Genomic DNA, 13,839 nt, shown 5'->3' with positions numbered 1-13,839 from the left:
GGAGATAGGAGACAGGAGGAGAAAAAACAGAAGAGACAACTATCCTAAGGCATAAAATCTAAGATTATGTCAAATTTATCTGAGTTTTTAGATATCAAGAGGTCTCTGGAAAAAAACTCTTAATTTATACTAAAATAGTTAGTACAGATAGGCATCTTCCCAGACGGTGAAAAGGAATTATTTACCCTTGAAAACCACAGTTAAAGTCAGCACACAAACCCAATTACCCCTACATCTAGTTATCACCCATCCCCAGTATCGTTTTGTCGATTTATTCGCGGGAATCGGTGGGTTTAGAATCGCTTTGGAGAAATTGGGAGGACGTTGTTTAGGCTATTCAGAAATTGATAAACAGGCCATCCAAGTTTATCAACAGAATTTTATTAGCTATCTCAACAGCGATGAAATTGCTTTCGGAGATGTGAGTAAAATCAGCAATTTACCCGATAATCTTGATCTTATTGTCGGCGGCGTTCCCTGTCAACCTTGGTCGGTAGCGGGATGTTTACGGGGATTTGAAGATCCCCGGGGAAAACTCTGGTTTGATGTGATTAAATTAGTCCAGAAAAGTCAACCCAAAAGCTTTATTTTCGAGAATGTCAGTGGTTTGGCTAGTCCTCGCAATCGGGAGAATTTACAATTAATTATCGATGAATTAACCAGCTGTGGTTATCAAGTTTACTGGCAGTTATTAAATGCCTACGATTTTGGTTTACCCCAGAATCGCGAGAGAGTTTTTATCGTAGGAATTAGAAAAAATATAGATAACTATGAGCGGTTTAAATTTCCCTTACCTTTGGGTATCCATCCGAAGGTTTTAGATATTTTAGAAGACATCAAAAATATTCAACCCGTCGAGAAAGTTAAGTTATCAGCAGATACTTTATTTAATGGTTTTGTGCCTCCATCGAGAACTCGTTTTCAAAAAGAAGATGAATTAAATGACTTCTTTATTTTTTCTGATTTAAGAAATGGCCACACAACTATTCATTCTTGGGATATTATCAAAACTACGGAACGACAACAAAGTATCTGTTTAGCTTTGCTGAAATTAAGACGCAGTAAAAAGTATGGCGAAAAAGATGGTCATCCCGTGGCTTTTTCTACTTTTTTGGAAATTATACCCGACCTAAAAATTGAGGAACTAAATCAGTTAGTTTCTCTCGGTATTTGTTGGCAAACGCAGGAGGGTAAGTATGAATTCATTAACTCGAAAAACATGACGGGAATTAACGGCATTTATCGGATTATTTTACCGACGGCCGATATTATTCCTACCCTAACCGCTACGGGTGCTAAAGATTATATTGCTACTATTTCAATTACCGCTACTCATCCCCAAGAATACAAACAATTGTTTTTAAAGAAAATCTATAAACCCAAAAAGTTTCGAGAAATTACTCCCCAAGATGCGCGTAAATTACAAGGATTCCCCGATAATTTTATCTATCATCCACAGCCGGCTATCGCTAAAAAACAATTCGGAAACGCTGTTCCTATCACTGTAGTGGAAGCAGTGGCTAGAAATTTACTAGAAATAATTCGGACTGATTATTAGACTGCGGGATACTGACTCATATTAAAATATTTAAAGGCTTAAAAATCAAATCTTCTTTGGGAATGGGTTGATGATCAGCTATCAAACTTTCGAGGTACAATTCCATAGCTTCTGTAATATTGACAATCGTTTCTTCAAAAGTGTCTCCTTGAGAATGACAACCTTGAAGCACAGGACAAAAAGCGTGATAACCACCGTCTGATTCTTTTTCTAGAATAACGGTGTAGTTATAAATTTGTTTGGTATTATCACTCATAACACTATCAGTTGTGGATTGTAAATTATCCTAGCATAGACTTTTTTTAATGACTTTTCCCGGAGCGATCGATTTTTTGAGCGGATTAACTCCCCAGCTAAACTAGAATAGAAAGATAGGAAAGCGATCGAAATTAGAATGACGACCGAAATTGAAAAAGAACTAGAAACCGGCGAAGCTGTCTTGGAAAAACGGCGAAATTTTGCCATTATCTCCCACCCTGACGCGGGAAAGACCACCCTGACCGAAAAACTGTTACTATACGGGGGTGCAATCCATCAAGCGGGTGCAGTCAAAGCAAGACGCGACCAACGCAAAGCCACCTCCGACTGGATGGAAATGGAAAAACAACGGGGAATTTCGATTACTTCCACGGTTTTACAGTTCGATTATCGTGATTTTCAGATTAATCTCCTCGATACTCCCGGCCACCAAGATTTTAGCGAAGATACCTATCGTACCCTAGCCGCTGCCGATAATGCGGTGATGTTAATCGACGCGGCCAAAGGTTTGGAACCCCAAACGAGAAAACTCTTTGAAGTGTGCAAACTGCGGCAGTTACCCATCTTTACCTTTGTTAACAAAATGGATCGCCCCGGCCGCGAACCTCTGGATTTATTGGACGAAATCGAGCGAGAATTAGGATTACAGACCTATCCCGTCAATTGGCCGATCGGAATTGGCGATCGCTTTCGGGGAGTTTTTGATCGAGCCACCCAGACCATACACCTGTTTGAACGTCGCTCCCACGGCTCTCAGGAGGCGCAGGAAACCGTGATCGAGCTTGGCGACCCCAAAATTGAGGATTATCTCGAAAAAGACCTGTATTACCAGTTAAAAGAGGATATAGAACTGCTCTCGGAATTGGGTGCGGAATTGGATTTGCCAGCAGTCCACGCAGGAGAAATGACCCCGATCTTTTTTGGTAGCGCCATGACCAATTTTGGGGTGAAATTATTCCTAGAATCCTTCCTCGACTATGGATTGCCACCCAGAGGACGCAATTCCTCCCTCGGTGTCCTTGATCCCACCTATCCCGATTTCACCGGTTTTGTCTTCAAACTGCAAGCAAACATGGATCCCAAACATCGGGACCGGGTAGCCTTTGTGCGGGTATGTACGGGGAAATTCGAGAAGGATATGGTAGTAAACCACGCTAGAACAGGTAAAACTATCCGTTTATCCCGTCCTCAGAAACTTTTTGCTCAAGATCGCGCAGTTATTGAAGAAGCTTATCCCGGAGATGTGATCGGATTGAATAACCCCGGGGTCTTTGCGATCGGTGATACGATTTATATGGGTAAAAAGCTCGAATACGAAGGGATTCCCTGTTTTTCTCCCGAATTATTCGCCTATCTCAGAAATCCTAACCCTTCCAAGTTCAAACAGTTTCAAAAAGGAGTCTCGGAATTACAGGAAGAAGGGGCCGTACAGATATTATCCTCGATCGATGAATTTAAACGCGACCCAATTTTAGCCGCCGTCGGTCAATTACAGTTTGAAGTGGTGCAATTCCGTCTTTTAAGCGAGTACGGAGTCGAAACTACCCTCGAACCCCTAGCCTATAGTTTAGCCCGTTGGGTCGCCGGGGGTTGGGCTGCTTTAGAAAAAGCCGGTAAACTCTTTAATACTTTAACCGTCAAAGATTATTGGGGCCGTCCCGTCTTATTATTCAAAAATGAGTGGAATTTACAGCAAGTCAAAGAAGATCATCCCTCTTTGCAATTAAACTCGATCGCACCGGTAGGATCGGGAGTAGAACCGCAATCCTAACCATTAATCCCCCAAGACAATTACCGAACTGGTCAGGATAAGATAGCGACCCCCAGACAACTACTCTAAAGTGGAAGTGGTCAGAAAGTCTCGATCTTTCCTAACACTCGGATGTCTCAAAGCACTATCGTTGACGAGTCCCTCACCATTAGAAAAAGTCCTCCTGTCAATTCCCGAATTAATCCCTGTTTAATTCGCTTTTGTTATTTTCTGGGAAATTATCTGGTTTTACCGGCTTTTTTCGGCAAAATAACGGTGACAGGCCGGGAAAATATTCCCCTAACGGGGGGGGTCATCCTTGCACCTACCCATCGTTCCCGTTGGGATGCGCTGATTTTACCCTACGCGGTGGGACGTTTAGTTAGTGGACGGGATTTGCGCTTTATGGTTTCCGCTAACGAGATGAAAGGGGTACAAGGTTGGTTTATCCGACGTTTGGGGGGTTTTCCCGTCAACACCGATCACCCCGGTATGGGTAGTCTGGTGCATAGTGTCGAACTTTTAGCTGCGGGGGAAATGGTGGCGATTTTTCCGGAAGGGGGTATCTCTCGTGATCGAGTGGTTCATCCCCTGAAACCGGGGGTAGCGCGGATCGCGTTGGAAGTTAAGACTATGAAACCCGATGCAGATATCAAGATTTTGCCGGTAAGCATTAGTTATAATCAGCCTTACCCCGGATGGGGAAGCGAAGCGACAGTAAACATCGGTCAAGGGATTAATGTGCTTGATTATCAACAAAATTCGCTAAAACGGGAAACTGTCCGCTTAACCAAAACCTTGAGCGATCGCTTAAAACTTCTCCACGAGGATCAATCACCTTAATCAGCTGTTGACTATCTACCGCACAAGTGGGATTTCAGGGACGGATTAAAATGATTGTTTTAACTATTTTTAAGTAAAAAAGTAGCTTTTCTAGTTTAAATAAATAATATCTTGTTTTTTTCTGCTTCTAGCTCCTGAATACTGCCTCGGAAACCCATCAGATCAGGGAAGATGTCCGATTACAGCAGAGGGTCTAATGATAGAATGGGCATCAGCGAAAGTAGTTTGTGAGCGAAGTGATCCGATGCAGTTCCAAATCCAGCCCGACAGTGAAATACCCGCCTCTAAGCAATTATTTGACCAAATTCGCTTCGCTATCGCCTCTCGTCAGTATCCACCGGGCCATCGTTTACCTAGCACCCGTCAACTAGCTATGATCACGGGATTACACCGTAATACGATAAGTAAAATTTATCAACAACTGGAAGACGATGGGTTAGTAGAATCGATAGCAGGTTCGGGGATTTATGTCAAGGCTCGCGGGCATGAAAACGATAATTTATCGGGTTCACCCCTATTGGAACAAAATCCAGAAATAGGCCGACTAATTCGCCAGAGTTTGGCTGGTTTTCTCGCTCAAGGTTTAACTTTAGAGCAAATTCGCGAGTTATTACTGGCGGAAATCGATTGGCGATCGCAGTGTAGTTCTCAAGTTCTTGTCACCATTCCCCGTCACGATTTGGGTGCAGGGGAACTAATGTTGAGAGAATTAGAGCAATCCCTCAAAATTCCCGTCCAATTAGTGGCAATGGAGGATTTAGCCCAAGTTTTAGCCAATACTAAATCTGCCACTGTTGTCACCAGTCGCTATTTTATCAGTGTGGCGGAGGAAATTGCTGCTCCTTTTCAGCTGCGAGTCATTCCCATCGATATCTACGATTACAGCAAGGAATTGGCATTAATCAAAAAATTACCCACCGATAGCCGTTTGGGGATTGTCAGTATTAGCACCGGTATTATTAAGGTGGCCGAAATTTTAATTCATAGTTTACGGGGCGATGATTTATTAGTTATGTCTGCCCAAATTCATGAAACGGATAAGTTAAGAGTTTTAGCCCGAACTTCCCAGACAATTATCAGTGATCAAGCTAGTTATACTTTAATTAAAAATCTGATTAAGGAAGTGCGATCGGATTTAATTCGTCTGCCAGAAATTATCTGTAGTGATAATTATATTGGGGATAAATCAATTCAATTGCTCAGACGAGAATTAGGATTAGGTGGTTAGATGATAAGCTAGGACACATTTTAACCTCTGAATCTCCCCCTTGCAAGAGTGCCTTATCTCAACAAGCAATTTAAATGCGCGGGCAGCTTAACTTTAAAATTTATTTTAGTCTATGGTTACTATTGACAATGACCTAGGGCAAATCGAGAATAAAAGCGAAAAAAACTTTTAAGAAGTATTAACTTTTTTAGTACAATGGGGCAAGAATAGGGATAAGCTCAATTTTTCACTCTCGGACGAGGTTAGATGAAAAGTGCTGAATGTTTAACGGTATCCCCCGGTGAACCGCTTACCGATTGGCAAAAACTGGGATTAGATTTGGTGGCTCGTTGGCAGGGACGAGATGTTATCCTAGCGATCGATCTTACCGGTAGTGTTAACTTTAATGATGAAGGACGCACGCGCCTCGGTCAAATTATTCGCGATAGTTTAAAAAATAACGATTCCGTTTATTTAGTCCCCTTTGCTGATAATATCCAACCGATTGCAGAACCGATTTTAATTCGGAGTCAGGAAGATATAGACGCGGTTTTAAAAGCGATTCCTTGGCAATCTAGCCAAAGTGCTAAAAATACCGATATTCAGCGAGCAGAATGGCACGTTTATACTCGACTGGCACGCTTAAATCAGTGTCGTTTAACTGCCAATCAAGCTATCAAACCCCAGTCGGTAGTTTGGATTACCGATGCACCCCTTTCTACCGCTGCGGGGATTACTTCACAACAGTGGATAGAAACCCCAAAAAATAGCCCTTTTCGTCTTGCTAATTCTCCCGAAAGTTTGGAAAGACAAAACTGGCTTAATTCCCTACCAATTAATCTAAGAACTCAAGAAATTACTGCCACTAACGGCAATAAATATAAACTATCAGTGGTCGATATTGCTCCCACAGCACAAGAGTTTTGCACTCCCGCACCGGGAGGACAAGAAACCTGTTTGATTAATCCTTATCTCTTGAGTCAGTTATGGTTGCCAGCATTGGTAATTACATTAATGGGAACTGGGGGAATAGTAGCGAGTATTTTGGGAATTCGTCACTGGTTGCGGTTAAATACTGCTTGGACTATTGAAGTCTCATCTTATCAGGATGAAGATGAAACCCAAAAATATATTTTAAAAACATCCGAAAGAATTAACATCGGTGGTGATGAATATCATAAGAATACCATTCCTTGTCCTGGGGAAGAAATTCGCTGCTATTTAGAAAGACGCGGCAATCAGTTATATCTGAAACCCAGTAAACAAGCAGAGATTTTTTATCGAGGTAATCAACTAACTCAGGAGGTGAAGATAGATAAAAATTACCTGACTTTAACCTATCACCATAACCATCAAGATTTCGACCTACAAATTCAGATTAGCAAAAAATAACTCAGGAGATTTAAACCATGGCTAACACCAGTCAAACCCGCGCTATCAAACGGACAATTATCATCGGATTAGGTGGTACTGGTCGAGATGTGTTAATGAGAATTCGTCGCTTTATTATTGATAAGTATGGGAAGCTATCTAACCTACCCGTTGTCAGTTTTGTTCATATTGACACAGACAAAAACGCTTTCAATGGTTCGGGTTTACCCACAGGAAATAGCTATCACGGGGAAGAAATTCTTCTATCAGCTGCTGAAAGAGTATTCATTAATATGAATGCTCAGGATGTTAACAATCTCACCTATGAACTTGAACACAAAACCCTTTTTGAAAGTCCCTTTTCCCATATTGCAAGCTGGTTAGACCCAAGACTAAAAAAACAAATAACTGCCATTGAAAATGGTGCGGGAGGTATTCGTCCCGTCGGTCGTTTAGCTTTCTTCCATAACTATCAAAAAATTCAGGAGGCAATTGAAGCAGCGGAAAGACGAACTGCTGGTCATGAATCCTTTATGTTTAGCGGTAAAGTTAATGGTCAAAGTTTTAATGTCCAAGAGGGTTTAAATGTCTTTGTGGTCGGTTCTTTGTGTGGGGGAACTGGTAGCGGTATTTTCCTCGATGTGGCCTATACTTTGCGTCATATTTTACAACAAACGGCCGAATATACATCCTTTGGTTATTTGGTAATTAGTCCTAAGCTTTATGGTGATGGGGCAATTATGAGAGCTAATACCTATGCAGCTTTGAAAGAGTTAGATCATTATACCAATGAAAGTAATTCCTTTCAAGTCTGTTATGATAAACAAAATTTCGTCCACATCGATGAAAAACGTTCTCCTTTTGATTTTGCTTACTTAGTTTCTAATCGCACTGCGGGAGATTACCAGATTAATAATAAAGGTAAATTATGTAATGTCATTGCTTACAAGATTTTCTTGGATTTTGCCGATGAGTTATCTCCTCGCATCAAAGGCAATCGGGATAACTATAAAAACTCGATGATTAGTCCAGATAATCATCCTTTTCAGATGTGTCAAGGTTATATGTCCTTTGGACTAGCGAGGATTTATTTTACTCGCGACCGAATTGTGCAGATTGGTCTCAATCGTTTTAGTCTCAAATTAATTAAATTTTGGTTAGAGGGATATGGTCAAAGTCCCAGTGGACAAGAGTTATTAAGTAAGTTCCTAGCTAATTGGAGTACCCAAAGTAATAAGGATTATTTTACTGCCAGATTGGAAGAAGCAACCCTAGAGAATAATAAAACTTTTTCCAAGACTTTAACCTCTTGGAAAAATTCCCTAGAGGAAGAAATATCCAATAGTCAAGATTTGGAGAATTTACCCCAAACCGTCAAGCAATCCCTAGAAAAAGAGTTTCGCAAAGTACAAGGGGGAGAAACAGATAGCAGTCGCGGAATCTGGTTAACTCTGACCCAACAAACTCAACCCAAGTTAATCGAAAAATTTAAATCAGATATTGACCAATTTTTGGAGATTCTTCTTAATCCTGATAGCCTAGAATTTTCTTTGGAAAATAGCCTATCTTTTTTGGTCGCTTTACAAGTACAGATTAATACCTACAAGGGGAATCTAGAGGAATTATCTCAGGATAATAAAGGGTTTCATTCCTCGGAAAAAATTGATAACATTTGGCGAAATGTTAAACAAACTCTCGAAGATATAAACGGGAAAAAGTCTGTCTTCAAGATGTTCAGTAAAAATGCCAATAGCGAGAAAATCAAAGCTGAGTTAAGAGACTACGTTCAAAGCGGACAAAAATTAATTCAGCATAACTTTAATTTCAGCATCAATCGCGAATCCAGAAAGATTGTTGAAGCGATTCTCAAGCATATTTCTAGTCGAATGCTGCAGATACAACAACTGAAAGAATCCCTATATCAGCTAATCGCAGAATACGATAAATACGAACAGGAGTTAATGCAGTTAAATCTCGACGAGATGACTGGGGAAGGTATTTTCCCAGAGGAGAATATTGATAACTGTATCCCTGACAGTAACTCCCGAACTCAATACATTTCCGTTAGCCAAAAAGTCACCAATAATTTAGGCTATAATGCTTCCCTATTCAGTTTATTTAGCCAATCCTTTGTTATTGATAATGAGACTCTCAAAGAGACTCTAACAGCAACAATCGAGAAACAGTTTCAATCAGTAAGCACCAATAAAATTGATGCAGTAATTAAGCGATTTATGGGTCAATATAAACCCCATGATTTTCCTGAACGCTTGGCGCAAATTCTGCGAGAAGCTGATTTAATGTTACCGATAAATGTTAATGATGCTTACTATCGCTTGCATCCAGATAAAAAATTACTAATTGGGACTAAGGACGATAATTCACCCACCATGCAAAGATTTATGAAGACTCTCGAATCTGATTTAAATATTAATCGGGGGACTTCTTTTGAATCAATTCAAACCGACGAAGAAATCCTAATTACCTACGAGTTTGGTGGGTTTCCCCTAAGAATCATTACTGATTTATCTGGGTTACAAAAAATCTATCAAGACCAAAAGAGAATCAGCATTTTACACAATGATTACAGGATAGAATTTGCTGATATTATCCCACCACCTGCCAAATTAATTGAGAAATTAGAGTTTATTTTCTATCCCGCAATTGCTCTCGGTTTACTAGAATACGATGAGGAGGATGATACTTATCAATTAGTCATCGAAGGCGATTTATTTAACAATAAGTCCATCATTGACATTAGCGGTAATTGGAGACTTGCTTTAGAACAATTTGCTTCTCGTAAGGACATGATTAATGCTTTACAGATACTGCTTAATCAGGCAAAAAATGAGATTTTAGCTAATCCTTCTCGATTATTTACTAACGAGGGTGATTATTTTCAGAACGTCAGCTATTTTGTCAACAACGTCGAAAATTTACCCTCCTATCATCCCAATTATCGCTACAAAGATAAGGTAGCTGGACAGAAAGCAGAGATTCAACAGGAGGCAAAAGAAGGAATTATCACCCGTTTTGTTAATCAACTGAAAATGGAACTAGAAAAACGTGCTACTGAACAGAAAAAACTCGAAAGACAACAGCAAAAGCAACAAACTTTACTGGGAACAAACAATAACATTAGTCAACCCAGTTTACCCGCAGAGGTTAGCACTGATGATGAATGGTCAAATTAATCAATCTTAATAATGTTTCCCCAGCTATCTGAGGAAACATTCATCCCCAACTCTCTCTATCAACCACAATTCGAGGTATCCAATAACTATCATGGCATTACTTAACCTTTTTCCTCCCTATCTGATTGTTTTAACTCTAGTCTTGGTTATTTTTCCCACCGTCTTAGCTGTGAGAATCCGGATGACTCTCTATAAACATCTCCAAGATTCAACCAAAAAAGTCAAGGGTTTAATTCCGCGAAACAGTCCCAAGGGTTCACCTAAAATTATCTCTAATCTAGAGATTAAATTTGAGAAAGCCAGTCGTCAACTAGATGATGTTAATACCGCAGCTTTGGTGGATAGTTTATACCATGAAGAAAAATTTACTTTCATGTCTAAATCCCTCAGCTGCGAAAAATGGGATTATTTTGTGAGAGTGTTACCCAATCTCCTCCTCGCTTTTGGTTTGTTGGGAACTTTCTTTGGAATTACTCTCAATCTGACGGGAATCAGCACACTTATCGATATTAATAATGTCGATGTGCAAAGTTTAGGAGAAAAGCTCAAAACTCCCCTAGAAAGTATGGGGATTGCTTTTATCACTAGCTTAATTGGTTTAGCTTGTAGTTCTTTACTGACTGTGATTAACTTAATCTTTAACACCAACCTTGCTAAAGTAAATCTAATTAGTTCCCTAGAAGACTATTTAGATAACATCTTGCAGCCGACTGTAGAAGGGAATAGTCGCTTGGATAAAGCGGTTAATCGCATGGTGGAGAAACAGGAAACATTTCTAAATAACTTTCATAAGGAGGTGAAGATAGTATTAGAATCTTCTTTAGGAAAAGTTGCTAAAGAAATTGCTGATGGTAATCAGGAAACTGCTAAGTTAGTCACCCAGGTTTGTGAAAGATTAACTGAAACTGCGGGAACTTTATCTACCGGTGCGACGACTTTTCAGCGTTCAGCTTTTGAACTTAACGAGCAAGTACCAATTATCACGCAAGCGAACCGAGAGTTTACACAATCCTCTCAGGAACTAAAAAATAGTGTACTGCTTTTTAAACAAGCGTCAGAGTTAATTGAAAAAAGTAACTTCTCTGGTAATATCGAAAGGTTTACCGCTAGTTTAGCAGAAACCCAAGGGAGATTTTCTCAATCCACTGCAATACTAGAGCAGAATATCGGGGAGATTATCAGCAGTAATAAAAGAGCTAACGATTTAGCAGAACAAGTGTATTTAAATATCCAAGAATCTTCTCAAAAATTACAAAATAGTGCGCTAGGTTTTCTGGAAGCTTCCGAAAAAATCGAAAGTAGTCAATTTGCCGATAAGTTAGTGCAAGCAACCGCAGATTTAATGACTGCTCATCAACAGTTTGCCAATTCTACTACAGATTTAAACCAATCAACTCAATCTCTAGCTTCTTTAACTCAAGACTTCCAGCGTTCAATGACAAGTATGGTTGAGTTAGGAATAAAAATTACTGACTTGAATCAAAAATCTGAGACAATCCTAGAACAGAATCAGCAACGCTCAGTCACCGAACAAGAAAAGTTATCCAACATTCAGGGAGAATTAGTAAAATTAATCGAAACCGTGAAAACCTATCAAGACAGTTTTAACTCCGAGTCGAAACAATTAGGAAACCAACTTATCAATAGTCTCGATGAAAGACTCTCCCAAACCTCCGATAAAATCCTCACTGCTTCCCAGGGGATTGAGCGCTCTAGTAATAATCTCGATGTGACTAATGCTAACCTGTCTCAGTTAATTGATACAGTGACAGAGCAACTTACTCAAGTCTCTGAGACAATCCTAGAACAAAATCAGCAACGCTCAGTCACCGAACAAGAAAAGTTATCTAACATTCAGGGAGAATTAGTAAAATTAATCGAAACCGTGAAAACCTATCAAGACAGTTTTAACTCCGAGTCGAAACAATTAGGAAACCAACTTATCAATCGTCTCGATGAAAGACTCTCCCAAACCTCCGATAAAATTCTCACTGCTTCCCATGGGATTGAGCGCTCTAGTAATAATCCAGAGGTGACTAATGCTAACTTGTCTCAGTTAATTGATACAGTGACAGAGCAAGTTACTCAAGTCAAGGAAAGCTTACAGTCTGATTTAAACCTTTTAAGCAATAACTTAGGGATGGTAGTTGATGATAAATTAACTAAGAACTCAGAACAATTAAAAGCAGTTTCCCAATCTATTGAGAAAACAGCCAATCAATTTGGCAGCCTTAAATCAGATTTTTCTCAAGTAATTAACGCAGTGAACACCAACACCAGTCAATTAACTGCTAACTTAGAATCTTTGCGAGATAAGTTAGAGAAAGTTATCGCCAAGGAAAATAAATCGAATCAAAAAATGATTGAACACATCTATGGAGAAATTCACAAATGTTTAGCAGAACTGGAGAAAATTAACGATATGCGTTCTGACTTTTCTAATTTAAAGGGTGAGATGGAAGAGCTTTTTGAGACAATCCCTAATCTTACTCAAAAAGATGTTCAGGATGACATTGATAAGTTAAGTAAGAAGTTGGAAGAACTTAAAAACCTTTTTGAGACAATCCCTAATCCTCCTCAAAAAGATGTTCAGTCTGAATTTTCTAGCTTAAAGGATAAGATAGAAAAACTTTGTGAGACAATCCCTAATCCTCCTCAAAAAGATGTTCTGGATGACATTAACACCCTATTTGAATAACTTCACCAACATATAAGCAATTATGTCTAGACGTACCTACTACCGAGATGAAGATAAATCGGTGGATGTTTATCCCGCATTTACCGATTTAATGTCCAATGCTTTCATGATTCTGAGTTTATTTCTCCTCTTGGCACTTTTTCAGTCCTATAATCTCATCAGCAAACTGGAGGAAGCTAACCGAAAACTGCAAACAGCAACCCCGATAGTTATCGATGAAAAATCAGGAAAATTCAAATTTCAGTCGGGAAGTGCTGAATTAAACCCCGCTTTAAAAACCTATATTCGTCATCGCATTATTCCCGCTATCGAAACCATTACCAAAGACAGAGAAATCGACTTTATTCAAGTAATTGGACACACGGACGGACAGGGAATACAGCAGACAAGTAATCTCGATAAAAATATCGAATCGGTTGCCAGCAGAAAACAATCTGTTAAAATGCTAGTACCCGGTTCTAACACTGATTTAGGATTAATGCGAGCTTTAGCAGTAGTCCAAGAAATCGAAAACACAGGTAAACTCAAAAATGTCAAATTTCGAGCTTTTTCCGCAGGACAGTTATACCTCCCATCGGGTAACTTAGCTGCGGTTAATCGTGACGCAGATGCAAGCAGACGCAGAATTGAAATCCGTTTTATTCCCCCCGGTAAAAAACAATGATTTATTCTATTTCTTCCACGGAATAATTAACCGTTTCTAGGGTGACATCCTCGTATAAATCCCGAAAAGATGCCGTCAGATTAATACTCTGCAAACTAAAACTTTCTTCCTGATAGGTTTGCAGAATCCATAAACCCTGTTCACCCCGTCGAAAAGTGGTTCTTCCGAACTTACACTGTAGAAAATTCCCCAAGCTCCCTCTCTGTCCAGCAATGCTCTAAAGTTGATAAATATCAATCTAACAAAAACTCAAAGCCCTATTGTACAAGCTTTACAAGCATGAGTTGTTGATAGTT

Annotated in this window: 10 protein-coding genes; 8 read left to right on the top strand and 2 right to left on the bottom strand. The window is 39.6% G+C overall.

Annotation, left to right across the window (positions count from 1 at the left end; all coding sequences use genetic code 11):
• The first annotated feature begins 187 nt into the window (after window positions 1–187).
• Complete coding sequence (locus IM462_RS03345; RefSeq protein WP_287700279.1) at window positions 188–1,558, top strand: DNA cytosine methyltransferase; 1,371 nt, start codon at window positions 188–190, stop codon at window positions 1,556–1,558.
• A gap of 16 nt (window positions 1,559–1,574) precedes the next feature.
• Here the strand turns inward: IM462_RS03345 and IM462_RS03340 are convergent, their stop codons facing one another.
• Window positions 1,575–1,814 carry a type II toxin-antitoxin system HicB family antitoxin gene (locus tag IM462_RS03340; protein ID WP_287700277.1) on the bottom strand — a complete coding sequence of 80 codons (240 nt, stop codon included), beginning with the start codon at window positions 1,812–1,814 and terminating at the stop codon, window positions 1,575–1,577.
• Between the two features lie 138 nt (window positions 1,815–1,952).
• Between IM462_RS03340 and prfC the strand changes: the two genes are divergently transcribed.
• The 7 genes from prfC to IM462_RS03305 all read left to right on the top strand — a co-directional run bounded on the left by prfC (window position 1,953) and on the right by IM462_RS03305 (window position 13,543).
• Window positions 1,953–3,587, top strand: coding sequence for a peptide chain release factor 3 (gene prfC, locus IM462_RS03335; protein WP_271931761.1), 1,635 nt, complete (start codon window positions 1,953–1,955; stop codon window positions 3,585–3,587).
• Window positions 3,588–3,698: 111 nt separating this feature from the next.
• Window positions 3,699–4,409, top strand: coding sequence for a lysophospholipid acyltransferase family protein (locus tag IM462_RS03330; RefSeq protein WP_287700273.1), 711 nt, complete (start codon window positions 3,699–3,701; stop codon window positions 4,407–4,409).
• A gap of 196 nt (window positions 4,410–4,605) precedes the next feature.
• On the top strand, window positions 4,606–5,637 hold the full coding sequence (locus IM462_RS03325) for a GntR family transcriptional regulator (protein ID WP_287700271.1): 1,032 nt from the start codon (window positions 4,606–4,608) through the stop codon (window positions 5,635–5,637).
• Window positions 5,638–5,883: 246 nt separating this feature from the next.
• Window positions 5,884–7,008, top strand: coding sequence for a vWA domain-containing protein (locus IM462_RS03320; protein WP_287700269.1), 1,125 nt, complete (start codon window positions 5,884–5,886; stop codon window positions 7,006–7,008).
• A gap of 17 nt (window positions 7,009–7,025) precedes the next feature.
• Window positions 7,026–10,181 (top strand): tubulin-like doman-containing protein, encoded by a 3,156-nt coding sequence (locus tag IM462_RS03315; protein WP_287700267.1) that lies wholly within the window; start codon window positions 7,026–7,028, stop codon window positions 10,179–10,181.
• A gap of 91 nt (window positions 10,182–10,272) precedes the next feature.
• Window positions 10,273–12,879 carry a coiled-coil domain-containing protein gene (locus IM462_RS03310; RefSeq protein WP_287700266.1) on the top strand — a complete coding sequence of 869 codons (2,607 nt, stop codon included), beginning with the start codon at window positions 10,273–10,275 and terminating at the stop codon, window positions 12,877–12,879.
• A 22-nt stretch (window positions 12,880–12,901) separates the two neighbouring features.
• Window positions 12,902–13,543 (top strand): OmpA family protein, encoded by a 642-nt coding sequence (locus tag IM462_RS03305; protein ID WP_287700265.1) that lies wholly within the window; start codon window positions 12,902–12,904, stop codon window positions 13,541–13,543.
• 1 nt (window position 13,544) lies between these two features.
• Here the strand turns inward: IM462_RS03305 and IM462_RS03300 are convergent, their stop codons facing one another.
• Entirely contained in the window at window positions 13,545–13,736 is a 192-nt protein-coding gene (locus IM462_RS03300) for a hypothetical protein (RefSeq protein ID WP_287700264.1), read from the bottom strand.
• Window positions 13,737–13,839: the final 103 nt, after the last annotated feature.

Origin of the sequence: Microcystis sp. M144S2 (assembly GCF_020246065.1) — a bacterium.
Lineage (GTDB): Bacteria > Cyanobacteriota > Cyanobacteriia > Cyanobacteriales > Microcystaceae > Microcystis > Microcystis ichthyoblabe_A.
This window is presented reverse-complemented; position numbering and strand designations above follow the sequence as displayed.